At 72.3% G+C, this 26921-nt stretch carries 25 protein-coding genes; 12 read left to right on the top strand and 13 right to left on the bottom strand.

From position 1 onward, the window contains the following. Positions 1-31 precede the first annotated feature (31 nt). The 3 genes from K7396_RS02165 to K7396_RS02155 all read right to left on the bottom strand — a co-directional run bounded on the left by K7396_RS02165 (position 32) and on the right by K7396_RS02155 (position 2969). On the bottom strand, positions 32-1087 hold the full coding sequence (locus K7396_RS02165) for an NAD-dependent epimerase/dehydratase family protein (protein ID WP_086716731.1): 1056 nt from the start codon (positions 1085-1087) through the stop codon (positions 32-34). Between the two features lie 90 nt (positions 1088-1177). Continuing rightward, positions 1178-1906 carry a lysophospholipid acyltransferase family protein gene (locus K7396_RS02160; RefSeq protein ID WP_086716730.1) on the bottom strand — a complete coding sequence of 243 codons (729 nt, stop codon included), beginning with the start codon at positions 1904-1906 and terminating at the stop codon, positions 1178-1180. Positions 1907-2213: 307 nt separating this feature from the next. Then, on the bottom strand, positions 2214-2969 hold the full coding sequence (locus tag K7396_RS02155) for a type 1 glutamine amidotransferase domain-containing protein (RefSeq protein ID WP_086716729.1): 756 nt from the start codon (positions 2967-2969) through the stop codon (positions 2214-2216). A gap of 154 nt (positions 2970-3123) precedes the next feature. Here K7396_RS02155 and K7396_RS02150 point away from each other — a divergent pair, with 154 nt between their 5' ends. Both K7396_RS02150 and K7396_RS02145 read left to right on the top strand, forming a co-directional pair. After that, the gene (locus K7396_RS02150; RefSeq protein ID WP_086716728.1) at positions 3124-3795 is read left to right on the top strand and encodes an RlpA-like double-psi beta-barrel domain-containing protein; all 672 of its coding nucleotides are present in this window, start codon (positions 3124-3126) and stop codon (positions 3793-3795) included. A 271-nt stretch (positions 3796-4066) separates the two neighbouring features. Continuing rightward, positions 4067-4501, top strand: coding sequence for an SSI family serine proteinase inhibitor (locus K7396_RS02145; RefSeq protein ID WP_086716727.1), 435 nt, complete (start codon positions 4067-4069; stop codon positions 4499-4501). Between the two features lie 46 nt (positions 4502-4547). On the opposite strand, the gene K7396_RS02140 is transcribed toward K7396_RS02145, so the two are convergent. The 5 genes from K7396_RS02140 to K7396_RS02120 form a co-directional block, all read right to left on the bottom strand. Then, complete coding sequence (locus K7396_RS02140; protein WP_167392725.1) at positions 4548-4706, bottom strand: hypothetical protein; 159 nt, start codon at positions 4704-4706, stop codon at positions 4548-4550. A gap of 105 nt (positions 4707-4811) precedes the next feature. Then, positions 4812-5771 (bottom strand): cytochrome c oxidase assembly protein, encoded by a 960-nt coding sequence (locus K7396_RS02135; RefSeq protein ID WP_086716726.1) that lies wholly within the window; start codon positions 5769-5771, stop codon positions 4812-4814. 133 nt (positions 5772-5904) lie between these two features. After that, on the bottom strand, positions 5905-6930 hold the full coding sequence (locus tag K7396_RS02130) for a 6-phosphofructokinase (protein WP_086716725.1): 1026 nt from the start codon (positions 6928-6930) through the stop codon (positions 5905-5907). 190 nt (positions 6931-7120) lie between these two features. Further along, complete coding sequence (locus K7396_RS02125) at positions 7121-7849, bottom strand: type 1 glutamine amidotransferase (RefSeq protein WP_086716724.1); 729 nt, start codon at positions 7847-7849, stop codon at positions 7121-7123. Between the two features lie 38 nt (positions 7850-7887). After that, positions 7888-9126, bottom strand: coding sequence for a MurT ligase domain-containing protein (locus K7396_RS02120; RefSeq protein ID WP_086716723.1), 1239 nt, complete (start codon positions 9124-9126; stop codon positions 7888-7890). A 184-nt stretch (positions 9127-9310) separates the two neighbouring features. Between K7396_RS02120 and def the strand changes: the two genes are divergently transcribed. Then, positions 9311-9868, top strand: a complete 558-nt coding sequence (def, locus tag K7396_RS02115; protein ID WP_086716722.1) for a peptide deformylase — start codon at positions 9311-9313, stop codon at positions 9866-9868. 37 nt (positions 9869-9905) lie between these two features. Here def and K7396_RS02110 read toward each other — a convergent pair whose 3' ends face one another. Continuing rightward, complete coding sequence (locus tag K7396_RS02110; protein ID WP_086716721.1) at positions 9906-10553, bottom strand: TetR family transcriptional regulator; 648 nt, start codon at positions 10551-10553, stop codon at positions 9906-9908. Positions 10554-10716: 163 nt separating this feature from the next. Between K7396_RS02110 and K7396_RS02105 the strand changes: the two genes are divergently transcribed. Further along, positions 10717-11940 carry an acyl-CoA dehydrogenase family protein gene (locus tag K7396_RS02105; RefSeq protein WP_086716720.1) on the top strand — a complete coding sequence of 408 codons (1224 nt, stop codon included), beginning with the start codon at positions 10717-10719 and terminating at the stop codon, positions 11938-11940. 1142 nt (positions 11941-13082) lie between these two features. Continuing rightward, positions 13083-14864, top strand: a complete 1782-nt coding sequence (gcl, locus tag K7396_RS02100) for a glyoxylate carboligase (protein WP_086717819.1) — start codon at positions 13083-13085, stop codon at positions 14862-14864. A gap of 55 nt (positions 14865-14919) precedes the next feature. On the opposite strand, the gene K7396_RS02095 is transcribed toward gcl, so the two are convergent. Further along, positions 14920-16143, bottom strand: coding sequence for a cytochrome P450 family protein (locus K7396_RS02095; RefSeq protein ID WP_086717829.1), 1224 nt, complete (start codon positions 16141-16143; stop codon positions 14920-14922). Positions 16144-16321: 178 nt separating this feature from the next. Between K7396_RS02095 and K7396_RS02090 the strand changes: the two genes are divergently transcribed. The 5 genes from K7396_RS02090 to K7396_RS02070 all read left to right on the top strand — a co-directional run bounded on the left by K7396_RS02090 (position 16322) and on the right by K7396_RS02070 (position 19970). Beyond that, positions 16322-16549, top strand: coding sequence for a hypothetical protein (locus K7396_RS02090; protein ID WP_086717821.1), 228 nt, complete (start codon positions 16322-16324; stop codon positions 16547-16549). A gap of 224 nt (positions 16550-16773) precedes the next feature. Then, a complete protein-coding gene (locus tag K7396_RS02085) occupies positions 16774-16947 on the top strand; it encodes a hypothetical protein (protein ID WP_223659573.1) in 174 nt (57 codons plus the stop codon). Positions 16948-17089: 142 nt separating this feature from the next. Next, complete coding sequence (locus tag K7396_RS02080; protein WP_086717825.1) at positions 17090-18610, top strand: AlkA N-terminal domain-containing protein; 1521 nt, start codon at positions 17090-17092, stop codon at positions 18608-18610. Next, on the top strand, positions 18607-19119 hold the full coding sequence (locus K7396_RS02075) for a methylated-DNA--[protein]-cysteine S-methyltransferase (RefSeq protein WP_086717827.1): 513 nt from the start codon (positions 18607-18609) through the stop codon (positions 19117-19119). Before K7396_RS02080 ends, K7396_RS02075 begins: the two co-directional genes overlap by 4 nt. 110 nt (positions 19120-19229) lie before the next feature. Further along, the gene (locus K7396_RS02070; protein WP_152104216.1) at positions 19230-19970 is read left to right on the top strand and encodes a 2OG-Fe(II) oxygenase; all 741 of its coding nucleotides are present in this window, start codon (positions 19230-19232) and stop codon (positions 19968-19970) included. A gap of 40 nt (positions 19971-20010) precedes the next feature. Here the strand turns inward: K7396_RS02070 and K7396_RS02065 are convergent, their stop codons facing one another. Both K7396_RS02065 and K7396_RS02060 read right to left on the bottom strand, forming a co-directional pair. Next, entirely contained in the window at positions 20011-20775 is a 765-nt protein-coding gene (locus K7396_RS02065; RefSeq protein WP_152104217.1) for an SDR family oxidoreductase, read from the bottom strand. A 205-nt stretch (positions 20776-20980) separates the two neighbouring features. Then, positions 20981-21964, bottom strand: coding sequence for a ScbA/BarX family gamma-butyrolactone biosynthesis protein (locus K7396_RS02060; RefSeq protein ID WP_152104218.1), 984 nt, complete (start codon positions 21962-21964; stop codon positions 20981-20983). A 172-nt stretch (positions 21965-22136) separates the two neighbouring features. Between K7396_RS02060 and K7396_RS02055 the strand changes: the two genes are divergently transcribed. Both K7396_RS02055 and K7396_RS02050 read left to right on the top strand, forming a co-directional pair. Beyond that, positions 22137-22811 (top strand): ScbR family autoregulator-binding transcription factor, encoded by a 675-nt coding sequence (locus K7396_RS02055; RefSeq protein ID WP_152104219.1) that lies wholly within the window; start codon positions 22137-22139, stop codon positions 22809-22811. A 613-nt stretch (positions 22812-23424) separates the two neighbouring features. Next, positions 23425-25872, top strand: a complete 2448-nt coding sequence (locus K7396_RS02050; protein ID WP_152104220.1) for an MFS transporter — start codon at positions 23425-23427, stop codon at positions 25870-25872. A 199-nt stretch (positions 25873-26071) separates the two neighbouring features. On the opposite strand, the gene K7396_RS02045 is transcribed toward K7396_RS02050, so the two are convergent. Further along, positions 26072-26605 carry a GNAT family N-acetyltransferase gene (locus K7396_RS02045; RefSeq protein ID WP_086719677.1) on the bottom strand — a complete coding sequence of 178 codons (534 nt, stop codon included), beginning with the start codon at positions 26603-26605 and terminating at the stop codon, positions 26072-26074. Positions 26606-26921 lie beyond the last annotated feature (316 nt).

The raw sequence follows: 26921 nt of genomic DNA, 5'->3' as shown, positions 1-26921 counted from the left end.
TTGGACCGCCGCCGTCCTCAGCCCGCTCGCCTCAGCCCCGCTCGCCCCGGTCCGCCAGCCAGCGGTCCTCCGCCGCGTAGCCGAACAGCATCTCGTCCGGGTAGACGCCCGCCATCAGCGGGAACACCTCCCGCCAGTCCCGCCCCTCGACCCGGCCGGCCAGCCACTCCACCGTCTCCGGCAGCGACTCCTCGTACGTCGTCACCGCGCGGTAGCCCAACTCGCGCTCCGCCGCGGCCAGGTCGTGGACGACCGGGTGCGGGGCCGTCCACGGCGTGTCGCCGACCCCGGGCGACGGCGCCGCCCCGGCCACCGTCACGACCTCGCTCTCCGGCGCACCCATCGCGGCATCCACCGCCGCCGAGATCCCGGCCACCGTCGGCACCTCCGGATCCCCCGCGTTGAGCACCCGCGAGCCCGGCCGGCGGGCCGCCAGCCGGACCATTTCCGCGAGGTTGGCCACATGCACCGGATGGAAACGGCTGCGCCCGCCGTACGCCAGCACCCGCACCCGCCGCCCGTCCAGCACCCGCTTGACGAAGTACAGCTCACGGGGCAGCGGACTGTACGGCCCGTGGATGGCGCCGGCCCGCAGCAGGGTCACCGGCAGCCGGTCGCCCTGTGCCAGCAGCGCCCGCTCCAGGGCGGCCTTGCGGGTGTCGTAGGCGTCGTCGCCGGGCGCCACGGTCGGCTGGGACTCCGGGATCGGCACCGGATACTGCGGGGCACCGCCGGGCCGCCCGCCGGTGGCGAGGCTGCGCCCCTGCCCGTCCTCGTACACCGCGCCGCTGGAGATCACCACCGCCGAACCGATCCGGTCCGCCAGTCCGGCCAACTGCCGGGCGTGCGCGGTCCCGTACGCCACACAGTCCAGCAGGACGTCACAGCCCTCGCCGACCAGCCCGGCCAGCGCCGCGTCGTCCTCCCGGTCCACCGCCACCGGGCGGACCTCCGCGGGCCAGGAGTCGTCGCGCCCGCCGCGCCGGGACGCGGCCCGCACCTCCCAGCCGTCCCGCGCCAGGGCCCGCACCGCGGCCCGCCCGATCTGCCCGCTCGCCCCGATCACCACTGCGCTGCCTGATGTCATGCCAGGAACCCTAGGAAGAGGAGCGGGCGACGGCAGCCGGGTTCGCCGTCGGCGGAGGGACCTCGCCGTCGGCGAACCCCGGCCGGCCGCTCAGTCCGCGGACTCCTTGCCGTGCCCGCGCCGCCCGTGCGCCCGCGCTCGTGCCTGCGCCGCGGCCTTGGCCTCGCCCGCGTACGTGTCGACGTACTCCTGTCCCGACAGGGCGAGGATCTCGTACATGATCTCGTCCGTGACGGCGCGCAGCGCGTGCCGTTCGTCCTCCAGCCCCGCGTAGCGCGAGAAGTCCAGCGGCGCGCCGAAGCGGATGGTGATCCGCATGATGCGCGGCAGCCGCCGGCCCGTCGGCTGCGCCTCGAACGTGCCGATCATCGCGCACGGCACCACCGGCACCCCGGCCTTGATGGCCATCGAGGCGACGCCGGTGCGCCCCTTGTAGAGCCGGCCGTCGTGCGAGCGGGTGCCCTCCGGATAGATGCCCAGCAGCCGGCCCTTGCGCAGGACTGCCAGACCCGAGGAGATCGCCGCCTGCGAGGCGCGGCCCCCGGACCGGTCCACCGGAATCTGCCCGACCCCGCGGAAGAACGCCGCGGTCAGCCGGCCCTTCAGACCGGGCCCGGTGAAGTACTCGGCCTTGGCCAGGAACGTCACCCGGCGCGGCACGATCGCCGGCATCACGAAGTGATCGGCGAACGACAGGTGATTGCCCGCGATGATCGCCGCGCCCTCCGCCGGCACATGATCGAGCCCCTCGATCCGCGGCCGGAACACCAGCCGCAGCAACGGCCCGAGAAGCAGGTACTTGAGCACCTGGTAGAACACAGGGCAACCCCATTCCGTCGGCTCGCCCGGGCGGCTACATCGTTCCAGGTCACAAGGGGTGTCCGGGGACGGCCAGTGAGTCCAGGGTCAAGCGCCGGCACGGGTGAGCAGCTTCGGCCGGTCGATGCCGGCTCTTTTCCGATGCCCCGGTGGACACCTCCGGAACCCGGCGGGGAGCTGGAGGGGATGCGCACGGTCATGTCCCGGCCGTGCGCGCCGAGCAGGTGCTGACGGCGGGGGCCCGGCTGCTGAGCAGACGGCAGGCTGCCCCGTAAGGCCGACGGGCATACGGGGCGCCGCCATCGCCTCAGCGCGCCCCGCCCTCCAGGAGCGCACAGAACCGGCGGCCGAAGAGGTAGGCATCGCCCGGCCAGCGCGCCGAGAGGTAGCGGCCGTCCTGCACCACGAACGCGGCGGAGTCGTCGGTGGCGGTGCCCCGCGCGGCAAGGACCCTGGGCCCGCGCTCGAAGCGGGCGTCCGGGCCGGTCAGGGCGGCCCTGACCTCGTCCTCCACATACGCCGGGTAGGTGCGGTAGTAGCGGCCGAGCCGCCATGCGGTGGCCAGATACGCGGCCCGCTCCAGGTACTTGGGCAGACAGGTCGTCCGCCGGCCGGCCAGCAGGCTGCGGCCGGTGGACGCCTCCCGCGCCCGCGCGGCCACCAGCACACCGTGGCAGATCGCCCCGACCGGCCGGTCCAGCGCCCAGAACCGGGCGACCTGCCGCCGCAGCACCTCCGAGCCCAGGTACTGCCGCATTCCCGGCGCGTGCCCGCCCGGCAGGATCAGCCCGTCGTACTCCTCCGGGACCAGCTCCGCCCAGCTCACGGTCGCGGTGAACTCCGCGCTGCGGGTGAGTTCCTCGTAGAAACGCCGGGGTTCCTCCGCGGCGCCGAGCCGGCCGAAGAGGACACCGGTCAGCAGCCGGGGATCACCGGCGGGCCGGGTGCCGGCCCGTTCGGTGGCGAAGATCACCTGGTGACCGGCGTCGGTGAGCAGCCGCCAGGGCACCGCCACTTCGGTGATGTCGACATCGTGGTCGGGGACCGGCATCAGCACGCGCATCGGGGCATCCTCGCAGGTCCTTGTTACCTTGCGGTATCCGGTTTGGCATCCCCGGACAACTTTCAACTCGCCATGAACGAGGCCGGGTTGACTCGCCGTATTGCCCGGCGACCGAGCCTGGACCCAGGGTCCGGGCCGAGGACAGGAGTCAGAGATGTCCCGGAAGAAGAGAGTCGGCAAGCGCCAGAAGATCGTCATCTGCGTCAGCGCCGCCGCGCTGGTCGGCGGCATCGCCATCGTCACCGCGGGCACCAGCCAGGCATCGGTGGCGTGCGACGGACTGGCCACCGCCCTGAGCAACAACCAGAAGTTCATCGCCGACCAGCAGGCGAAGCCGGACGCCCAGTCGGCGGCCCGGATCGCCAACCGCCAGGCCGTGATCAAGCAGATCCAGGTCCAGCAGAAAGCCGCCGGCTGCTCCGCCGGACAGGGCGGGGGCGATGCCGCCGGCGCGCCGCCGACGGGCAACGAGCCGCCCGCCTCCAGCGCCCCCGGGGCGTCCGAGGCCCCGTCCGGATCGGCGGATCCGACCGCCTCCGGCGCCCCGCCCGCATCGGACGACCCGCCGGCCGCCGACGGCGACGTGGTCTGCGCCGGCTCGACGGTGACCCTCTCCGGCGAGAGCGGCGCCCCGGCGGCCTCCAGCGACCAGTTCCCCGTCGGCACCAAGCTGAAGGTGACCAACCTGGACAACGACAAGTCGACGACGGTCTCCGTGACCTCGGCCTCGGGCAGCTGCGCCCTGCTCAACAACGCGGCCTTCGAGCAGGTGCGGGAGGAGGGGAAGTTCCTGATCCGCCACGCCCGGATCGAGCGTGTGAAGTAGTCCCGGTCCGGGTGGCCGGCAGCGGAGTCGCCTCCTCCGCTGCCGCCCACCCCTGTCGTCGAGGGGCGATCGGCGGTCCGTACGGGCGACCTGACGGCGTGCCCGCTTGCCCGCCGGGTTCCGGCACGGTGGCCTGGGGCCTGTCGTCACAGTCCCGTCGTTCGCCCGCGAGGCAGGCGGGACTGTGACGACAGGCCCCAGGGCCGCCGGGCGCCACGCGTCGCTGTCAGGCTCCCGCAGGTGACCCCACCGAGCTTCCCAGGAGACTTCGATGCCCGTGAGCCCTCGACGCCGATCCGTCCGTGCCACCCTGACCGTGTCCGCGTCCGCGCTCGCCGCGCTGTCCGCGGCGCTGCTCGGCACGCTCGCCGCAGGACCGGCGCAGGCCGACGAGCCCCCCACCGTCGATCAGGGCCTGCTGCTGACCGTCTCGGGAGCCGGCAACACCTGGAGCCGGGGCGTCCGGCTCAGCTGCCCGGACATCCACGGCAGGCACCCGCACGCGGCCGCCGCCTGCGACGCGCTGGCCTGGGCGCGCGGCAACCTGGACGCCCTGCCCGGCCACCCGCAGGCCTGCACCAGGGAGTACGACCCGATCGTCGCCACCGCGACCGGCACCTGGCACGGCACCGTGGTGAACTGGCGCAAGGAGTTCCCCAACGGCTGCACGATGGATGCCGTGACCGGGCCCCTGTTCCGCTTCTGACGGCGGCGGTACGGCGCGCCCGCACCACCGCGCCGGTACGGCGGGCTCAGACCGGCCGTGCCGCGAACACGCCCACGGTCACCAGCGCCAGCACCACCCAGCAGAACCAGAGCCAGCCATTGGCGCCCATCGCCACGGTGTAGGCGGTCGCCACCACGAGCCCGCCCACCGTGCACACGGCCATCGTCCTAGCAGATCCGGGCATACCCGCACCTTCCTCACGGCGGCCCGGGGCACGCATGCCGCGGGCCGCGGCCATGGGACCATCGTCCCCGGCCGCGGCCCGTACCGCCAGAGTGGCGACCCGCCGTCACCGGCTCCGCGCGTCGAGCGAGGCGAGGTAGGCGTTGTAGTCGGCCAGATCCTTGTCGCCGTTGCGGTCCGCAGCCCGGTCCGCGCGCTGCGACTGGCGCTCCTCGGACTTGTACCACTGGAAGACCAGGGCGATCAGCACCACCACGGACGGGATCTCGCTGAAGGCCCAGGCGATGCCGCCGGCCGCCGACTGGTCGGCCAGCGCCTCGATCCCGAGCGAGGACGGCGGGTGCAGGAAGGTGTCGACCATGGGCTCGGTGGCCATCATCAGGGCGATGCCGAAGAAGGCGTGGAAGGGCATGCCGGCGAACAGCTCCAGCATCCGCATCACGTACCCCGGCCGGTGCGGGCCCGGGTCGACGCCCATGATCGGCCAGAAGAACACCAGGCCGACCGCGAGGAAGTGCACCATCATCCCGATGTGCCCGGCCCGGGACTCCATCAGGAAGTCGAACAGCGGGGAGAAGTAGAGCGCGTAAAGGCTCGCGATGAACAGCGGGATGGTGAACGCCGGGTGCGTGACGATCCGCATGTAGCGGCTGTGCAGCAGCGCCACCAGCAGTTCGCGCGGCCCCTTGCGCCCGCGCCCGGCGGCCGGCAGCGCGCGCAGCGCCAGCGTCACCGGCGCCCCGAGCAGCAGCAGGATCGGCGAGAGCATGCTGATGACCATGTGCTGGACCATGTGCACACTGAACATCGCCATGCCGTAGTCATTGAGCTGGGTGCACATCACCAGGGCCACCGTCACCAGACCCAGGGCCCAGGCGACGGTCCGGCCCACCGGCCAGGCGTCGCCCCGCCGCCGCAGCCGGATCACCGCCCAGCCGTACAGCCCGAGCCCCAGCAGGCAGCCGACGAGGAAGAACGGATCACCACCGAACTCCAGGCCCCGCGCCAGCGTGAACGGCGGCAGATCCATGTTCATGCCGTCCATGCCGTGCCCGCTGTGATCCATCCGCTCGCTCCTGATTCGTACCAATGCTCCGGCGACAAGACTAGAACCGCCCCCGGCCGCACCATGCGGCAGGGCCGCATATCGGTGCCGGTGGCCGGGGGCGGTCCGTGCCGCACGGGCTACGGTGCCGGGGTCACAGCACGCACTCGGCCTCGTCGTAGCGCTCGGTGGGCACCGTCTTGAGCGTCTCCACGGCCTCGGCCAGCGACACCAGCGTGATGTCGGTGCCGCGCAGCGCCGTCATCATCCCGAAGTCGCCGCGGTGGGCCGCCTCGACGGCGTGCCAGCCGAAGCGGGTGGCGAGCACCCGGTCGTACGCGGTGGGGGTGCCGCCGCGCTGGACGTGCCCCAGGATGACCGGGCGGGCCTCCTTGCCGAGGCGGTTCTCCAGCTCCACCGAGAGCTGTCGGGCGACCCCGGCGAACCGCTCGTGGCCGTACATGTCCTTGCCGCCGACGTCGAAGGTCATCGTGCCCTCGCGCGGCTTGGCGCCCTCGGCGACGACCACGATCGCGAACTTCTTGCCGGCCTCGAACCGCTCGGAGACCCGCGCGGTGAGCTCCTCGATGTCGAAGGGCCGCTCCGGGACCACGATCGCGTGCGCACCGGCCGCCATGCCCGAGTGCAGCGCGATCCAGCCGGTGTGCCGCCCCATCACCTCGACGATCATCACCCGCTGATGGGACTCGGCGGTGGTCTTGAGCCGGTCCAGCGCCTCGGTGGCCACGCCCACCGCGGTGTCGAAGCCGAAGGTGACGTCCGTGACGGCGATGTCATTGTCGATGGTCTTCGGGACGCCGACGATCGGCAGTCCGGCGTCCGACAGCAGCCGCGCCGCCTTCAGCGTGCCCTCGCCGCCGATCGGGATGATCGCGTCAAGGCCCAGCTCGGCGACGTGGCCGCGGGCCCGCTCGACACCGTCGCGCAGGTGGGCGGGCTGCACCCGCGAGGACCCGAGGATGGTGCCGCCGCGCGCCAGGATGCCGCCGACGGCGTCGAGGTCGAGCTTGCGGTAGTCGCACTCCAGCAGGCCCTTCCAGCCATCGCGGAAGCCGATCACCTCATCGCCGTGATCGGCGGTGGCGCGGTGGACGACGGAGCGGATGACGGCGTTCAGACCGGGGCAGTCGCCGCCGGAGGTGAGTACACCAATACGCATTGCTCGAAAAACCCTCTGCAACTCAACCGGGGGCCCGGACCCCGTCGTCCGGTTGGATTCCGCTCACCCTACAAGCGCGGAGCCCCTGCGCACACGTACGCCCGCAGTGCGGACTGCGGGCGTACGAAAAGGGTTTCCACCCGGCGGATGCCGCACATCGGCGAACCGTCCGAAACGGGAGGAAGTGGTATCAGGCGGGCTGGGTCGCCGCGGCGATCCGCTCCTGGCGCAGTGCCTCGTACCAGCGGTCCTCGACCGGCGGCAGCGCGTTGACGTCCAGCGCCAGCTTGATCAGCAGGTCGGCGATGTGCGGGTTGCGCGCCATCACCGGGCCGTGCATGTACGTACCGAAGACGGTGTCGTTCCACGCGCCCTCGTAGCCGTCGCCGACGCCGTTGCCCTTGCCGAACCGCACCTTGGCGAACGGCCGGGCGGTCTTGCCCAGGTGCGTCACGCCCTGGTGGTTCTCGAAGCCGGTCAGCGGCGGCAGGCCCAACTGCGGGTCGATGTCGGCGAGTACGTCGCCGACGCAGCGCTCGGCCTCGCCGCGGGTGCTGACCACGTCCAGCAGCCCCAGGCCCTCCTGCCGCTCCCCGAGGTCGTTGATGAACTCATGACCCAGGATCTGGTACCCGGCGCACACCGAGAAGACGATCGCGCCGTTGGAGACCGCACGGCTCAGCCCGCCGTCGCGGATCAGCCGCTCGGACGCCAGCCGCTGCGGCCGGTCCTCGCCGCCGCCGATCAGGTAGATGTCGCCGGAGGTGGGAATCTGCTGGTCGGACCGTACGTCCAGGCGCTGGACGTCCAGGCCGCGCTGGCGCGCCCGCCGCTCCACCACCAGGGCGTTGCCCTGGTCGCCGTACGTGCTCAGCAGGTCCGGGTAGATCCACACCAGGCGCAGGCTGTTGTCACTCATGCTCGCTCGTCCTTGTCCGTTACGTCGGTGGACCACACTCAGTTGCCCACGCGCCGGCGCAGGTCCTGGAAGGCCGTGTAGTTGGCGATGACCTCGATCCGTCCGGGCGGGGCCATCCCCACCGCCTCGTCGAGGCTCTCGCACACGTGGAAGTCCAGCCCCGCGACCTCCAGGCGCACCGCCAGGTCCAGCTTGCGGTCGCCCAGGACGAAGATCGGGTGCCCGGCGAGCCGCGTGTAGTCGACGTCCCACAGCCAGGAGGTGTCCGTGCCGTCCGCGCCGCGGGCGTTCACCGACATGATCACCGGGGTCGGCGGCGGGTCGATCAGCGAGAACGTCTCGAGCCAGCCGGCCGGGTTCTTCGCCAGCAGCAGCCGCAGCTCCCGCTCCATGAACGTGACCACGTCATAGCGCCCGGCCACCGCCTGCACCGAGAACATCCGCTCCAGGGCCACCTGCGGCGGCACCCCGAAGGCGGCGGCGACCGCGGCGGACGTGGTGGCGTTCGCCTTGTTGGCGCGCCCCGGCAGCTGCAGCTTGATCGGCCACGCGCTGCCGTGCGGGTCCAGGACATGATCGCCGGAGAGCGCCCAGCTGGGCGTGGGGCGGCGGAAGCCGCACTCCGCGCAGAACCAGTCATCGCTCGGCCGCTGCATCACACCACCGCAGGAGGGGCACGACCAGGCGTCGTCCTTCCACTCCTGCCCGGCCGCGACCCACACCACGTTCGCCGACGACGAGGCCGCCCAGACGATCAGCGGGTCGTCCGCGTTGGCGATGATCAGGGCCTTGGAACCGGCCAGGCCCTCCCGCCAGTGCTCGGCCAGCATCCGGGTCTCCGCGGCGCGGTCGAGCTGGTCGCGCGAGAGGTTCAGCAGCGCTATGGCCTTCGGCGTCACATCGCGTGCCACGCCGGCGAGGTACTTCTCGTCCACCTCGATGACGCCGTACTTGGCGTCCGATCCACCGGCCAGCGCGGAGGTGATCCCCGCCGGCATGTTGGCGCCCAGCGCGTTGGAGACCACCGGGCCGCTGGCCCGCAGGGCCTCCGCGATCAGCCGCGTCGTGGTCGTCTTGCCGTTGGTCGCCGACACCAGGATGACGTCCAAGTGCCGGGCCAGCCGCGCCAGCAGGTCGGGGTCGAGCTTGAGCGCCACCCGGCCACCGATCACCGATCCGCTGCCGCGGCCCGCCGCGCGCGACACCGCCGCCGCGGCCTTGCCCGCCGTCACGGCCAGCTTGGCCCGCGGCGACAGCGGCTCCGTGTTGCCTGCCATCGTCCTTGATCCTCCTTGCATCCGGCGCCCGCCTGTCCTGAGGCTGCCGGTGGAACGCTTCCTCCGCAGCCGATGACCGGCCGAGGCTTCGGTCGGGGATCAGCCTATCGAGATCCCGGCCCGGGCCCGAACCCCGCCACCCGTCCGGCGACATCCCGGGCGCGCCGGACCGTACGCTTGGCCCATGCCTCCCCGCACCATCCCCGGCAGTTCCGGCCGGGTCCGCCCGCTGCGCCTGCTCGGCGATCCGGCCCTGACCGAGCCCTGCCGGGAGGTCACCGCCTTCGACGGCGAGCTGGCCCGGCTGGTCGAGGACATGTACGCGACGATGTACGCCGCACACGGTGTGGGCCTCGCCGCCAACCAGATCGGCGTCCCGCTGCGGGTCTTCGTCTACGACTGCCCCGACGACGAGGATCTCCGCCACCTCGGGCACCTCGTCAACCCCCGGCTCGTGGAGAGCGACGGCCCGGTCGTCCGCGGACCCGAGGGCTGTCTCTCGCTGCCCGGCATCGAGGCCGGCACCCCGCGCCACGACCACACCGTGGTGACCGGGTTCAGCGTCACCGGCGAGCCGCGGACCGTGACCGGCACCGGCTTCTTCGCCCGCTGCCTCCAGCACGAGTGCGACCACCTCGGCGGCGGGCTGTACGTCGACCGCCTCACCGGGCTGCGCCGCCGCCGGGCGCTGCGCGCGGCGGCCAGGGCCCCGTGGGCCGCGACGGCGGCGCCCGGCCGCTGAAGGGCCGGCGCCGCCCGCCGACGCACGGCCCCGGCGCTCAGAAGCCGGGGCCGCCCTCGCGGTCCTCGACCGCGGCCAGCTGCCCCCAGAGCAGATCGGCCAGCTGCGTGACCAACTGCTCGCGTGAACAGGGGCGTTCCCGCAGCCACCAGTCGCCTGCCCCGTGCATCATGCCGACGATGCCGTGGCCCCATACGCGTGCGGTCAGCTCGCCGCCCGGCCCCAGGTCGAGCCGGTCGGTGATCACCTTGGCCAGCTCCTCGCCGAGCCGGCGCAGCAGCGGGGCGGAGTGCCGCCCGACGTCGAAACCCGACTCCGACGCGTTGTCCTCGTCCGACGGGTGCATCAGGAAGCGGTACACCTGCGGCCGGGCCTCGATCGCGAGCAGGTAGGCGTCGAGGGTGGCCTCGACCCGGTCCCGGCGCAGGACGGGCGCGTCCAGCGCGGTGGCCAGATTGGCCAGCAGGGCGTCGGTGTGCCGTACGGCGAGCGCGCGGTACAGGCCGCCCTTGTCGCCGAAGTGCCGGTAGAGGATCGGCTTGGTGATGCCGGCCTCGGCGGCGATGGCGTTCATCGAGGCGTCCGGGCCGTCGCGCAGCACAATGCGCTCGGCGGCCTCCAGCAGCTCCCGCCGTCTGCGCTCGGTCGCCGTCTGCCGGCGGCCGCTGTGCTCGGTGCTTTCCATGGTCGTGCTCCCCACCCTTGTGAATCCGTGGCGCTCGCGCAACGTAACACCCGATCTCCACGGTGAATTCGTTCTCAGGGGAGTTGACATCTTCTACTGGCGAGTAACACACTGCGGGTTACCGCTAGTAACAACAGTAATGCCTGGCAGCAGTGGAGGGGACATGGCCGAGTTCACCATGGAGCTCAACGACGAGCAGAAGGAAGTTCGTGACTGGGTTCACGGCTTCGCCGCGGACGTCATGCGCCCCGCCGCCGCCGAATGGGACGAGCGCGAGGAGACCCCCTGGCCGGTCATCCAGGAAGCCGCCAAGATCGGTCTGTACTCGCTGGACTTCTACGCCCAGCAATTCTTCGACCCCACGGGCCTGGGCCTCCCCATGTCCATGGAGGAGCTCTTCTGGGGCGACGCCGGTATCGGCCTGTCGATCGTGGGCACCGGGCTCGCCGCCGTCGGCGTGCTCGCCAACGGCACCGAGGAGCAGATCGGCACCTGGGTCCCGCAGATGTACGGCGACGCCACCGATGTGAAGGTCGCCGCCTTCTGCTCGTCGGAACCGGACGCCGGCTCGGACGTCGCCGCGATGCGGACCCGCGCGGTCTACGACGAGGCCAAGGACGAGTGGGTGCTCAACGGCACCAAGACCTGGGCCACCAACGGCGGCATCGCCAACGTCCATGTCGTCGTCGCGGCCGTCGACCCCGACCTCGGCTCCAAGGGCCACGCGTCCTTCATCATCCCCCCGAACACCCCCGGCCTCTCCCAGGGCCAGAAGTTCAAGAAGCACGGCATCCGCGCCTCGCACACCGCCGAGGTCGTCCTCGACCAGGTCCGGGTCCCCGGCCACTGCCTGCTCGGCGGCAAGGAGAAGCTCGACGAGCGCCTCGCCCGCGCCCGCGAGAAGGCCGGCAGCGGTGAGCGCGTGAAGAACGCCGCGATGGCCACCTTCGAGGCGTCCCGCCCGGCCGTCGGCGCGATGGCGGTCGGCACCGCCCGCGCCGCCTACGAAGAGGCCCTGGAGTACGCCAAGACCCGCTCCCAGTTCGGCCGCCCGATCATCGACAACCAGGGCGTGGCCTTCCAGCTCGCCGATATGCGTACCCAGATCGACGCCGCCCGCCTGCTGGTGTGGCGCGCCTCCTGGATGGCGGTGACCGGCAAGCCGTTCACGTCCGCCGAGGGCTCCATGTCCAAGCTCTTCGCCAGCGAGGTCGCCAAAAAGGTCACCGCCCAGGCCGTCCAAATCCTCGGCGGCAACGGATTCACCCGCGAATACCCGGTCGAGCGGATGCACCGCGACGCGGCTATCTACACCATCTTCGAGGGAACCAGTGAAATCCAGCGCCTGGTGATCGCCCGGACGATTTCGGGCATGCCGATCCGCTGACACGTATGCGCCGTAAAGCGCGCGGAGTTGAGTTTCGCGTTGGGCCCCGTCCGGTCATCGGGCGGGGCCTTTCTCGTGCTTTTCCGCCGGCGCTGGATTTCGGTTGCGGGAGCATTTTTGGGGGTGCGGGTCGACGGCTCCTGCCTGCGGGCAAAGGGGGGAATGGCGGCAAGCGCTCCGCAGGGCGGGGAAATTTCGCTGTGGGTGCACGGCATTCCGGGGAGGTGGGGGCGGGAGGGGGCGTGCGTGAGCGGGGGTGCCGCTGCCCTTCCGGCGCTTTTGTATCCGGCCCCGCCGGCGGGTCGCCGCGTTCCGCGGCCCCGCGTCGGCGGGGCCGGCGACATGCGGCGTCACGGTGCCCAGGTCGTCGCCGCCGTCACCACGTCCGGGTTCACCGAACCGGCCGCCAACTGAGTCGTCCGGCACGGCATTCGCTGTGACGAGCAGAACGCGCCGACCGCATCGGCCTCCCGTACGGGTCCGGAGTCGGGGATGTGAACCGCGTGCGGTGAAAGCTCCGAGCCGGGTGGAGAATCCGTGCGCCGGTGATCAGGGTCCGCCGGCCGGGTCCGCCAATGGTGACGTCCCGGTTTTCGAATAGCGTCCCTTCAACCTTCAACTGGCGTAGGGCGGTTGGCTCCCGCCGCAATCCCGGAGGGTCCGGTTGGGTCTCTCGGTGCTATCCCGAACGGCCGGCTGACACGGTCATCACCTGCGTGAAGACCTCGGAGAGAAGAAGTGGAACTCGGGCGATGCGGGGATTCCGCTTGAGTGTGCGGACGGCCTTCCGGAGGTGATGGGGCGACGGCGGGTCGGCGGCGGTGTGCCTTCGTGAGGAGTTCCGTCGCGAGTGGTCGCGGCGGGCTTCGTCGTGCCGTCGGGGTGTTGAGCCGCGCGCCGTCGGGGCATCGGGCCGTCGGGGTCCCCGGTGTCGTGGTCCGGTCCCTGCCGGCGGTTGCCGGCCCGCGTCCCCTCTTTCCTTCCGTGCTCACGGTGCCGGAGGCCCGGCTTCCCCTTGACGGGTGGATCGCCGCGCTCTACGTTCCTTCCATAAAGCAAAACATTCATTCCATGATGCGGAAATAGTTCCCTCCGACCCTTCGTCGGAGCGTGCCCGTGACAGGTCGACGCAGGAGTACTCGATGCCTCGAATGACAGCCGCCCGCGCCGCGGTGGAGATCCTCAAGCGTGAGGGCGTGACCAACGCCTTCGGAGTGCCGGGTGCCGCGATCAACCCCTTCTACGCGGCGCTGAAGGGCGCGGGCGGGATCGACCACACGCTGGCCCGCCACGTCGAGGGCGCCTCGCACATGGCCGAGGGGTACACCCGCACCCACCCGGGCAACATCGGCGTCTGCATCGGCACCTCCGGCCCGGCCGGCACGGACATGATCACCGGCCTCTACTCCGCGACCGGCGACTCGATCCCGATCCTGTGCATCACCGGCCAGGCGCCGACCGCGGTGATCCAGAAGGAGGACTTCCAGGCCGTCGACATCGCCGCGATCGCCAAGCCGGTCACCAAGGCCGCCACCACGGTCATGGAGGCCGCGCAGGTCCCCGGCGTCTTCCAGCAGGCCTTCCACCTGATGCGCTCCGGGCGGCCCGGCCCGGTCCTGATCGACCTGCCGATCGACGTCCAGCTCACGGAGATCGACTTCGACCCCGAGACGTACGAGCCGCTGCCTGCCTTCAAGCCGACCGCCACCCGCGCCCAGATCGCGAAGGCCCTCGCCCTCCTCAACGACTCCGAGCGGCCGTTGATCGTCGCCGGCGGCGGCATCATCAACGCCGACGCCGCCGACCTGCTGGTCGAGTTCGCCGAGCTGACCGGCACCCCCGTCGTCCCCACCCTGATGGGCTGGGGCATCGTCGCCGACGACCACGAACTCAACGCCGGCATGGTCGGCCTGCAGACCTCGCACCGCTACGGCAACGCGAACTTCCTGGAGTCCGACTTCGTCCTGGGCATCGGCAACCGCTGGGCCAACCGCCACACCGGCAAGCTCGACGTCTACACCCGGGGCCGGAAGTTCGTCCACGTCGACATCGAGCCGACCCAGATCGGCAAGATCTTCGCCCCGGACTACGGCATCGCCTCGGACGCCAAGGCGGCGCTGGAGCTGTTCGTCGAGGTCGCGCGGGAACTCAAGGACGCGGGCGCGCTGCCGGACCGCTCGGACTGGGCCGCCTCCACCCAGGTGCGCAAGGCCCAGTTGCAGCGCCGTACGCACTTCGACGACATCCCGATGAAGCCGCAGCGCGTCTACGAGGAGATGAACAAGGCCTTCGGCCCGGAGACCCGCTACGTCACCACCATCGGCCTCTCCCAGATCGCCGGCGCGCAGATGCTGCACGTCTACAAGCCGCGCCACTGGATCAACTGCGGCCAGGCCGGTCCGCTCGGCTGGACCATCCCGGCCGCGCTGGGCGTGGCCACCGCCGACCCGGAGACGCCGGTCGTCGCCCTCTCCGGCGACTACGACTTCCAGTTCATGCTCGAAGAGCTGGCCGTCGGCGCCCAGCACCGGATCCCGTATGTGCACGTCCTGGTGAACAACGCGTACCTGGGCCTGATCCGCCAGGCCCAGCGCAACCTCGACATCAACTTCCAGGTCAATCTGGAGTTCGAGAACATCAACGCCCCCGAGCTGGGCGTCTACGGCGTGGACCACGTCAAGGTCGTCGAGGGCCTGGGCTGCAAGGCCCTGCGCGTGACCGACCCGAGCGAGCTGGGCGCCGCCTTCGAGGAGGCCAAGAAGCTGGCCGCCGAGCACCGCGTCCCCGTCGTCGTCGAGGCGATCCTGGAGCGGATCACCAACATCTCGATGAGCGGCAGCGACATCGCCGGCGTCAACGAGTGGGAGGACATCGCGACCGAGCCGGGCCATGCGCCCACCGCGATCAAGCCGCTCAAGGTCTGAGAGCGGGACCACCGGCGCCGTGACCGCCGCACCGGGGCACGGCGCCGGTCCGCGGTCACGGGCCGAGGAGCACCGGCAGGCCGGCCAACCCGTGCATCAGGCGGGTGTGACGCCACTCCAGTGCGTCCCAACTCTCCACCGCAGGACGGATGTCCGGGAAGCGCGTCAGCAGCACCTCGAAGGCGATACGGGCCTCCACGCGGGCCAGCGGCGCGCCGAGGCAGTGGTGCGGGCCGTGGCCGAACGCGAGGTGACCGCCCGGGCGGCCGGGGCCCGGGAGCCGTTCCGCGGGCTCCGTGGGTTCCGTACGGCGGTGACGGTCGAGGCGTACCTCGTCCGGTGCGGCGAACCGGGCGGGATCGCGATTGGCGGCTCCGGGGGACACCAGCACCACATCCCCCGCGCCGATCCGGGCGTCGCCGAGCTCGAACGGCTCGGTGGCGAAGCGGAAGGTCGCGAGGGTGATCGGGCCGTCATGGCGCAGGAACTCCTCGACGGCGGCGGGCAGCAGCGCGGGATCGGCCCGCAGACGGGAGCGGAGCGCCTCGTCCCGGAGCAGGGCCAGCATGCCGTTGCCGATGAGGTGGGTGGTCGTCTCGTGGCCGGCGATCACCAACAGCACGGCCAGTGACACGAGTTCGGCCTCGGACAGCCGGTCCGCCTCGTCCCGGGCGGCGATCAGACCACTGAGCACATCGTCCCCGAGGTTCCCGCGTCGCGCCGCGATCAGCCGCGTCATGTAGTCGCTGAGGGCGTGCGACGCGCGGTCGACGGTGTCCGGCGCCCCCGCGGCGAACAGGTCGTGGGACCAGCGCCGTACCGCCGCACGGTCCGCGACCGGCAGCCCCAGCATCTCGCTGATCACCGCGATCGGCAGCGGCTCGGCGAACTCCCCGACGAGGTCGGCCGACCCGCGCGCGGCCAGTGCGTCGGCCAGCTCCTCCGCGATCGCACGGATGAGGGGCTCCAGTCGTGCGACGGCCGCCGGAGTGAACGCCTTCATCGCCAGCTTGCGCAGCCGGCCGTGGTGCGGGGGATCGGTGGCGAGCATGGTGCGGCTGACGGCGGGTGCCAGGCTGCGGGTGCCGGGCCGGTCGGCGAAGTAACGGGCGGTGTCCTTCGACAGCCGCGGGTCCGCCAGCGCCGCCCTGGCCTCCGCCCACCCGGTGACGACCCATGTCGTACGGCCGTTGTCGGTCCGTACCCGCTGCACCGGGCCACGCGTCCGCAGGGCGGCGAGCAGCGGATACGGGTCCCGGGAGAACTCGGCTGAGTCCATGGGGTTGTTCACGGTCGGCCTCATGATCCCGTCGCGGAGGTCGGTTCCGGGGTGCTGTGGAGCGGCCTCCTGGTGGCCCCGGCCACCGGCCAGCCTAGTGAATGCGCGCGGGGCGGGGATTGCCGCTCATGGCGGCTGCCGAAATGCGCGAGCCAAGAGCGCGGCGCACGCTGGATGCATGTCCGAGCATCCGCCTGTCATCGTGCACCCGCCGACCCCCTCCGGTGGCCGACGGGTGACCGTGCGTGGGCAGATCGTCGGCCTGGCCCACGGCCGGGGTGATGTCGCCGAGTTCCTCCGCCGTGCGGGCGTCGCCGGCCCGGCCGAGGACATCGCGCTGGACGACCCCCGGCTCGTCGAATGGCGCGGCGGCTCGCTGGACGACTGGCCGATGCCGCCGGCCTGAGCCGGTACGAGCCGGCGCGAACCGTTCGACGGGGCCGGTGGCTTTCGTACGACTGACCGGGGGCCGCCGGACCCCGATTCTCCCCGTCCCGCCGCTCCCCGCCCCACCCTGACCACGGGGCAGGGGCAGGTGAGCCGAGCCGCCGCGGTGCGAGCGCGTAGGCTGGCGAACGGCGGTCTCCGGACCGCCGGTTCGTGAGGGTGCGGCGGAAACGGGAGCAGGGCGTGAGCGACGACGGGGACAGCGGCTACGACGACGGCGGTGCGCAGAGCGGAAGCTCCGTGCTGCACGGCCGGTCGGCAAACTCCACGGACCTGAGTGTGCTGCGCAGGGCCATGCGCTGGGAGACACTCGCGATCCTCGTGATCCTGGTGGTCCTGGCCGCGGCGGCGTCCTAGAGGCGGCCGCCCGGGCGCCGTAGGCCCTCCGGGCCGCGCCCCGGCCGGTCTCTCGGCGTCGGACCGGCCCGCCGCCCCCCCCGAACGCGCCGTCCGATTTCCGCCAGCACGGCCGCCCGACCTGCTGCACAGTGGACCTGTGATGAGCGAGGACAGCAGATACGAGGCGGTGCGCAGCAGGGACGCCAGATTCGACGGCGCCTTCTTCTTCGCGGTGTCCACGACCGGGATCTACTGCCGGCCGAGCTGCCCCGCCACCACGCCCCGGCGCCGGAACGTCGCCTTCTTCCCGACCGCCGCGGCCGCCCAGGGCTCGGGCTTCCGGGCCTGCCGCCGCTGCCGCCCCGACGCGGTGCCCGGCTCCGCCGAGTGGAACGCCCGCGCCGATGTGGTCGGGCGGGCGATGCGGCTGATCGGCGACGGCGTGGTGGACCGGGAAGGGGTCGCCGGGCTGGCGGACCGGCTCGGCTACAGCGCCCGGCAGGTGCAGCGGCAGCTGACCGCCGAGCTCGGCGCCGGCCCGGTGGCGCTGGCGCGGGCGCAGCGCGCCCACACCGCGCGGGTCCTGCTGCAGACCACCGGGCTGCGGGCCGCCGAGATCGCGTTCGCCGCTGGATTCGCCAGCGTGCGCCAGTTCAACGACACCATCAAGGAGATCTACGCGCTCACCCCCAGCGCCCTGCGCGCCGCCCGCCCCGGCACGACGGCCCGGTGCGGCCCGGTGGCGCCGCCTGCCACGGCCGGGGTGCTGCCGCTGCGGCTGGCCTTCCGCGGCCCGTACGCGGCGAAGCAGCTCTTCGACCACCTCCAGCGGCGCGCGATCACCGGGATCGAGGAGGTCGTCGGCGAGACCGGTGCCCGCACCTACCGGCGCACCCTGCGGCTGCCGAACGGCACCGGCATCGCCGAGGTCGACGAGGCGACCGGCGACGGCTGGCTGGACTGCCGGCTGCACCTCACCGAGCTGCGCGACCTCACCACCGCCGGGCAGCGGGTGCGACGCCTCTTCGACCTGGACGCGGACCCGTACGCGGTCGCCGAGCGGCTCGGCGAAGACCCCGACCTGGCCCGGCTGGTGGAACGCCATCCCGGACTGCGGTCCCCGGGGGCCGCCGCGCCGGACGAGCTGGCGGTCCGCGCCGTGCTCGGCCGGCAGGTCTCGGTCGCGGCCGGGCGGGTTCTCGGCGGCGCGCTGGTCGCCGCGTACGGCGAACCGCTGCCGGAGCCGTCCGGAACGCTCACCCACCTCTTCCCCCGCGCCGACGATCTGGCGGCGGTCCCGCTCGCGGAGATCGGCATGCCCGGCTCGCGGCGGACGACCCTGCGCACCCTCGGCGCCGCGCTCGCCGACGGCACCGTCACGCTGGACGCCGGAGCCGACCGCGACGCAGCCGAACGGGCGCTGCTCGGCCTGCGCGGCATCGGCCCGTGGACCGCCGGCTACATCCGGATGCGCGCGCTCGGGGACCCCGATGTGCTGCTGACCGGCGATGCGGCCGTACTGGCCGGAATGCGCCGGGCCGGAGTCCCCATGGACGCCCTGACCGCGCGGTCCGACGCCTGGCGCCCCTGGCGCTCGTACGCCCTGCACCACTTCTGGAACGTGCCGGTCAACGAACCGGCGCACCCCCGTCCCTCCACCACGGAAAGCACCGGACCATGACGCTCTACACCACCCTCGACAGCCCGCTGGGCGAACTCCTGCTGGTGGGCGAGGAATCAGCCGCCGCACCGGGCGGCACCGCGCTCGCCTCGCTGAGCGTGCCCGGCCAGAAGGGCGGCGCGACCGTCCTGGACGACTGGACGTACGCCCCGGACGCCTTCGCCGAGATCGCCCGTCAGCTGCGCGCCTACTTCGACGGGGAGCTGACCCGCTTCACCCTCGCCTTCGCCGACACCCGCGGCACGGACTTCCAGCGGCGCGTATGGCAGGCCCTGGAGGCCGTCCCGTACGGGACCACGACCACCTACGGGGCCATCGCGGCCGGCATCGGCGCGGCGCGGGGGGCGGTGCGGGCCGTGGGAACGGCGATCGGCGCGAACCCGCTGCTCGTCGTCCGGCCCTGCCACCGGGTGATCGCCGCCGACGGGTCCCTGTCGGGCTACGCGGGCGGGCCCGTGCGCAAGCGGCAGCTCCTCGGCATCGAGGGGGCCACGCCGGACGCCGGCTGAGTCCGCCGTAGTGCATGCGGACAGCATCGCGCCGCTCTGCAGCGCACCGCACAACCCGTCCCGCTCCCCGTGAGCCGCCCCGCCCGCCCCCGTTCCCCCTGGAGCACGCCATGACCACCACGACCACCCGGCGCCGGGCCCGTCCCGGGGCGCCCGCCGAACGGGTGGCGGCCGCCGACCGGACGGTGTCGGCCGAGGAACTCGACGCCCTGGGCTGCGCGTTGACCCCACGGCTGCTCGATCCGGCCGACTGCCGCGCCCTGGCCGCGCTGTACGACGACCCCGCCCGCTTCCGCTCGACCGTCGACATGGCACGGCACCGCTTCGGGTCGGGCGAGTACCGCTACTTCGCCGACCCGCTGCCCGAACCCGTCCGGGCCCTGCGCGAGGCGTTCTACCCGCACCTGCTGCGCATCGCCCGCGACTGGGCGGCCCGGCTCGGCAGGCCGGCTCCCTGGCCGGACACCCTGGGGGAGTGGCTCACGATGTGCCACGACGCCGGCCAGACCAAGTCCTCGCAGATCCTGCTGCGTTACGGAGCGGGCGACTGGAACGCGCTGCACCGCGACCTCTTCGGGGAGATGGTCTTCCCCCTCCAGGTCGTCATCGGCCTGGACGAGCCGGGCACCGACTACACCGGTGGCGAATTCCTGCTCGTCGAGCAGCGGCCGCGGGCCCAGTCCCGGGGCACCACCACCGTCCTGCGCCAGGGCCACGCCCTGGTGTTCACCACCCGCGACCGCCCCGTGCGCTCCGCCCGCGGCTGGTCGGCCGGCGCCGTACGCCACGGGGTGAGCACGGTCCGCTCGGGCCACCGGCACTCCCTGGGCCTGGTCTTCCACGACGCCTGACGGCACCGCGGCACACCCGGCCCAGGGGCGCGCCGACGGGTCAGAGCATCGAGCCGCCCGTGACGTCGAAGCGCTGACCGGTGATCCAACGGGACGCGTCCGAGGCCAGGAACGCGGCGACATCCGCGATGTCGGAGGGGCGGCCGAGGCGGTTGAAGACGGAGAGGGCCGCCAGCGCGGCCTGCGCCTCGGGTGTCGCCCGCATCGCCGCGTTCATGTCGGTCTCGACGAAGCCGGGGGAGAGGGTGTTCACCGTGATGCCCCGGGCGCCGACGTCCTTGGCGAGCGTGAGCGTCAGGGTGTCCACGGCGCCCTTGGAGACGCCGTAGGCGATGGTCGACGGGAAGGCCGTACTCGTCACCGCCGACGAGATGTTGATGATGCGTCCGCCGTCCCGCATCCGGCGCAGACCGTGCTGGATGACGAAGAACGGCGCCTTGGTGTTGACCGCGAGGGTGCGGTCGAAGTCCTCGGGCGTCACCTCGTCGATATGGCCCGGAAGGCTGATCGCCGCGTTGTTGACGAGGATGTCGAGGCCGGGCTGCGCGCCGTGCGCCGCCAGTCCGTTGTCGAACGCGGTGAACAGGGCCTCGGCGTCGCCCGGGATGCCCAGTTCGGCGCCCACCATGAACGCCTGCCCGCCCGCGTTCGCGATGCTCTCGACCGTCTCCTTGGCGGCGAGGTCATTGCTGCCGTAGTGGACGGCGACCAGCGCGCCGTCCGCGGCGAGGCGCTGCGCGATGCCCCGGCCGATACCCCGGCTGGATCCCGTCACCAGCGCGGTCTTCCCATTGAGGTCACCCATGATCGTTCTTGGCCTTCCTTGCCCGTGCGGCAGGCGTAGCGCTGCCCGGGGCTGTCGTTGCTATGGTGGTGCGGCAGCCGGGGCCGGCTGACCGTGTGCCTCACGAGCCGCCGCTGCCCGTGAGCGGCGGTGGCTCGTACGGCGCGGTGCGGTGACCCGAGAAGTGCGGGGGCCCGGAGAGGAGGGGGTCTCACGGGCGGTGTGCTCAGCTCCGGACGCCCAGTGCCGTCAGCGTGGAGACGAACACCGGGTGGCCGCTCTGCGAACCGGTGACTTGGACGGTCGTGGTGGAGGGCAGCGCCGAGGGGAGGCGGCGGGCCTCGATCACACACGGGGAGCCGTGTTCCGCGTAGCGGTGGAAGTCGGTACCGAAGGCATAGGGCACGAAGCTCCCGGGCGAGGTCAGGGCGCGGGCGGCCTGCTGCGCGGCGTCGAGCAGCACCATGCCGGGGACATGGTCGTTCGCCGGGTTCACCACCGCGGCATGGCCGGGCGCGATGCGCAGCAGCCAGCTGTCGGGCCGGGGGGTGGGGGAGAGCAGGACATCACTGTCATTCACGCTGCCGGTCTTCTGGGGCGGGACGGGGGTGGGGAGCGGGCCGAGGGCGCGCCGCGCGGTCAGCCGGTCGCCGCGGATCCGGCGGTAGACGGCGGGCGAGGCGACCGTGACGTCGGAGTGGCCCGTCGCCACGATCCGCCCCGCCTTGCGGATGGTCATGTCGAAGCGGCCGCCGGCCATCGCTCCGGCCCGCATCCGCAGCCTGCTGCAGGTGACGTCGATCGTCAGCAGGGTGGGCCCGCTCTCCACCGTGAGGTGTTCGGGGTGCGTGGTGTAGACGAGGTCCCCGAGGATGAAGTGGTGGCCGAGCGGTACGCCGAGCTCCGCGTGGGAGATCAGCAACCCGGCCTGGCGGATGGTCTCGCCGGTGAGAATGAGAGGGTGACGCCCTCGGTTGGGGGTGAAGTACCCGTGATCGTGCGGCCACTGGGCGGTCAGCGAGAAATGCGTCGCGTCCCGGCGCCGCCATGACGTGACCAGAATGTCGTCGATGAGGGGACGGTGCACGAACTCCCGCCGCACGGAGGGGCCGAGGCGGGGTCGCGGCGGGCCGATCTGGTTCCGGTTGAGCCGCAGCTGCTGTGGAGACCTGGGTGGAACCGTGCCGCTGACGTGCATCGTGTCGCTCATGAGTGCCCCCAGGCGTCTCTACGGGGTGAGGTACAACGCTGTTAAGATACGTACCATCCGGTTTTATTTTCAATGCCGGGCGTCGAATTGCAGCAAGTAGCTGGCCCAGGGGGGAATTGAGCGGTAGCTAACTGATGCGAACATGGAAAGCACGAGAGACAGGAGGCGTCCTGTGGCACAACAGGACCGCGCTATTCGGACCCGGCGAGTGATTCTGGAGGCGGCCGCGTCGGTTTTCGACGAGCAGGGCTACGACCGCGCGACGATCGCCGAAGTCCTGGAGCGCGCCGGCGTGACAAAGGGCGCCTTGTACTTCCACTTCGCCTCCAAGGAGCAGTTGGCGCTCGCGGTGCTCGAGGAGCAGGTGATCGATATCGCCGTCGAGCCGCAGCCGATCAAGCTGCAGGAGTTCGTCGACTCGGGTCAGGTGCTGGCGTACCGGCTGCGCAGCGACCCGATCCAGCGCGGGGCGGCGCGACTGGCGGTCGAACAGGGCTCCAACCACCTCGACCGCAAACAGTCGATGCTCTCGTGGAGCGTGTTCGTCGAGGGACTGCTGAACGAGGCCAAGGCCCGCGGCGAAGTGATGGAGAGCATCGTCGTCCGGGAGACCGCGGAACTGTTCGTCGGCGCCTTCGCCGGGCTGCAGATGATGTCCCAGGCCTTCACCAATAGGGCCGATCTCAGCCGCCGGCTGACCGTCTTCTTCGAGCACACCTTCCCGAGCATCGCGGTTCCGGCCATTCTCGCCAAGCTCAATCTGGATTCTGAGCGCGGTGCACAACTCGACGCCGCGATGCAGGGGAAGACGTCGGCGACCGCCGGAATGGATGCTGCGGCGAGCTGACCGCGATGCCTCGGGCCGGGTGGTCCGAGGTGGTCCGGTGCTGTGGACCGGCAGCCGGGGGCGGGAGGCGAAAACATACCGCGCATGCGGTGTCGGTTCCTTGTCTGTGCACGTGTCGTGAATAAATGGTGCAGGTCAGAGGCGTCGAGGGGGCTCCCGCGGTGCCTCTCGTCGTAGCCGGGCGGGTGCGTGGGGAGCGGCGGCGAGCGGCCGGGCGGCGGCGGTCGGAGGTCTCTGCCGGACGGCACTGTCAGTGGGGTGAGGTTCACTGGGACTCGGCGGGTTCAGCGGAGTCCGCGCGCCGAGGACGAGGCCGGGGGAGGCCCGATGAACGGGGCGAAGGGGAGTCAGGAGCGGGGTGGAGTGAGGGAGATCACGACCTCCCGGGGCGAGCGCGGCCCGTGCCGCGGAATAGACCGCCGCGCAATCACGTTCGGCATGCACGTATCCATGGCCTGATCGTGCCGACGCCCGGGGAAGGCGCCCCAGCCCTCGAACGCTGCCGCCCACCCCTGCTCCGCCGCTCCCCACACCCGCTCACCCCTCCACTCCCCCCACCCGCTCACCCCCACTCCCCCCGACGCTCACCTCTGCCGCCCTGGAGGCCGCTCGCATGACCCGGACGACGACGGACCAACTCCCCGGAAGGGCGGCGGACACCGCTGCCGAGCCCCCCGTGCCCGACCGCGCCGCGGGAGGGCACCGCAGAACCCGCGGCGGCATCGTCCCGGTCCTCGCCTTCTCCGGCATCGTCGTCGCCGTCATGCAGACCCTGCTGGTGCCGGTCATCAAGGACCTTCCGGTGCTGCTCGACACGGCCCCCAGCAATGCCACATGGGTGCTGACGGCCACGCTCCTCGCGGGTGCCGTCTCGACGCCCATCATGGGGCGCCTCGGTGACCTCTACGGCAAGCGGCGGATGCTGCTGACCAGCCTCGCCGTCATGGTCGTCGGCTCGCTGATCTGCGGGTTCACCAGCGACCTGCTCACCATGATCGCGGGTCGGGCGCTGCAGGGCTTCGCCATGGGCGCCATTCCGCTCGGCATCGGCATCATGCGCGACGAGCTGCCGTGCGAACGGCTCGGCTCGGCCATGGGCCTGATGAGTTCGTCGATAGGTGTGGGCGGCGGACTCGCGCTGCCGGTCGCGGCCCTGGTCGCCCAACACGCCGACTGGCACACCCTGTTCTTCGGCGCCGCCGGCCTCGGCGTGCTGTCGATGCTGCTCACCTTCCTGACCGTCCCGGAGAGCACCGTGCGGGCCCGGGGCCGCTTCGATGTGGCGGGCGCCCTCGGGCTGTCGGCCGGGCTGGTGGCCCTGCTGCTGCCCATCACCAAGGGCAGCGACTGGGGTTGGGGCTCGCCCACCACCCTCGGCCTGTTCGGTATCGCGGCCCTGATCCTGGTGCTGTGGGGCGTGATGGAGCTGCGCATCGCCGACCCCCTGGTCGATCTGCGGACCACCGCCCGCCGCGAGGTCCTGCTGACCAACCTCGCCTCGATCACCGTCGGGGTGGCCTTCTACGCGGTCTCCCTGGTGCTCCCGCAGTTGTTGCAGCTGCCCGAGTCGACCGGCTACGGCCTCGGCCAGTCCATGGTGGTGGCCGGCCTGTGCATGGCGCCGCTGGGCCTGACGATGATGCTCGTCGCCCCGCTGTACGCGCGGATCGCCGCCCGGCGCGGCCCCAAGGTCTCGCTGCTGCTGGGCATGCTGGTCATCGCGATCGGCTACGGCGCGGGCATGGGGCTGATGACGGCCCCCTGGCAGACCGTCATCATCGCGGTGGTCCTCGGCGCCGGTATCGGCCTGGCGTACTCCTCGCTGCCCGCGCTGATCATCGGCGCCGTCGACCCCTCCGAGACCGGTGCGGCCAATGGTCTGAACACCCTGATGCGCTCGATCGGCACCTCGGTGTCCAGCGCCGTGATCGGCATGGTGCTGGCCCATATGTCCCAGCGGATGGGAGCGGCCACGGTGCCGACGATGGCCGGGTTCCGGGTCTCCTTCCTGATCGCCACGGCCGCCGTCGTCGTCGGTGTCGTCCTGGCCTCCTTCCTCCCCTCGGCGCGCCAGGTGTCCCGGCCGACCCTGGTCGCGCAGAGCACGGACGACGCTGCCGGGGAAGCGGCCGGCGCCGGCACCGGTGGTGCGGTCGACTCCGGCGACGGGGCGTCCGGCCTCGTGAAGCCGGCGCCGTCCGGGACCCCGCCGGCCACCCATGGAGCGTCCGCCCCGACCGGAGCGTCCGCCCCCATCGGGGCGGAAGTGGCCCCACCGGCCGCTGTCCGCCCCGGGTTCGCGGGCCGTGTCCTGGACGCCGCCGGCCTTCCCGTCCCGGGAGCGAGCATCACCCTGATCGACCGGCAGGGGCGCCAGGCCGGCATCACCACGGCCGCCGCCGACGGACGCTACGCGCTGGCCGCCCCCGCGGCGGGCACCTATGTCCTGACGGGCGCCGCGCCCGGCCACACCCCGTATGCCGCCTCCGCCCTCTACCGCGGCGGGGGCACGTCGGTCCGGGTCGATCTGCTGCTCGCCGGCACCGGCCGCCTGGGCGGCGTGCTGCTCGGCGGCCCGGAAGGCGCGCCACTGGCCGGCGGCAGCATCGTCCTCACCGATGCCGCCGGCGACGTGGTGGCCCGTACGGCCTCCGCCGCCGACGGAAGCTGGGACGTCGCCCTGCTGCCGCCCGGCCCGTACACCCTGGTGCTCAGCGCCCCCGGCCATCAGCCGCAGGCCCGCGCCCTGCACCTCTCCGGCGGCGAGCCGGAACGCCAGGAGACCCGTCTGCGGCCGGCCACCACCGTCTGCGGAACGGTACGGGGACCGCACGGACGGCCGCTCGCCGAGGCCGCCGTGACCCTCGTCGAGGACGGCACGGTCGCCGGGCACACCGTCACCGGCCCCGACGGCGCCTTCGCCTTCTCCGGCCTGAGCGCGTCCCACTACACCCTCACCGCGGCCGGCCACCCACCGCACGCCGTCGGCATATCCCTCGCCGACGGCGCCCACGAGACCCTCGACCTGGACCTCGCCCAGCCGTCGGCGGTCACCGGCTGACCCGGACGCGCGGTACGCGCGCCTTGCCGCGTCCCCGGCCTGTCCCCCGGCCTCCGCCCCCTCTCCCTCTCCGGAGGGCTCGCGGGTGGTGGGGGAGGGGCGGCGTTCGAGACGCCGCCGCGTCCGCACGCCTGACGACCGAGGAGCAGGGGAGGCTCCCGTCGGATTTCTCGGACCGCGGCCGAGCCCTGAGCCCCGCTCAGCCCTGGTACTCCGTGAGATCAATGCTGTGCACCGTCAGCGCATGCCCGTACTCCGGATGTGTCGCCTCCCGCTCGACGGCCATACCGAGCTTGCGCAGGACGTTGGCCGAGGCCTCGTGGCCGAGCCGGTTGACGGCGATGACACGGTCCAGGCCGCGGTCCTGGAGGGCGAACTCCAGCACGGCCTGGGCGGCTTCGGAGGCATAGCCCTGGCCCCAGTACTGCCGTCCGAAGCGCCAGCTGATCGCCACCTCGTCCGCCGCGTCCGGAAGGAAACCGGGTACGGACAGACCCACGCATCCGGCCAGTTCGCCCGAGGCGAGCAACTCGACGGCGAAGAGGCCGAAGCCCTCGTCGTCCCACTCCTCCTCCCACCGTTCGATCTCTTCGGCGGTCTGCTCCAGGCTCAGGACGGAACCGTCGCCGATCCAGCGCATGACCACCGGGTCCGCGTTGATGTCCGCCATGGGGGCGAGGTCGTCGTCGGTCCAGCGGCGGAGGATGAGGCGGGGGGTGCGGATCTCGGTCATGCCGCCCATCCTGTCCAATGCCGGGGGCCCGACGGTAATCGGCGGCCGCCCGTGCGCGGCCACGCACTGAGGAGTTGAACCGTGGTCACGGCACCCGGCATGACGCTGCGTGGTCTCCTTCTCGGCTGCCGCGGCGGGGCCTGACGCGACCGGCGCCCGCCGCGGGGTGCGGTGCTGCCGGTCTCCCTCCGGTTTGTGAAGGACTCGCCCTGCCCCGTACCCGCTCCGCCGACTGCGGGGGCGCTACGAAGGCACCGGCGGCGACCCGCTCGCCGCCTCCGGCGACGCGATGGCCGCCGCCGGGTATCCCGTCGCC

Source organism: Streptomyces angustmyceticus, assembly GCF_019933235.1.
GTDB lineage: Bacteria > Actinomycetota > Actinomycetes > Streptomycetales > Streptomycetaceae > Streptomyces > Streptomyces angustmyceticus.
Note: the sequence above shows the minus strand (reverse complement) of the source record. Positions and strands in the feature narration are given on the sequence as shown.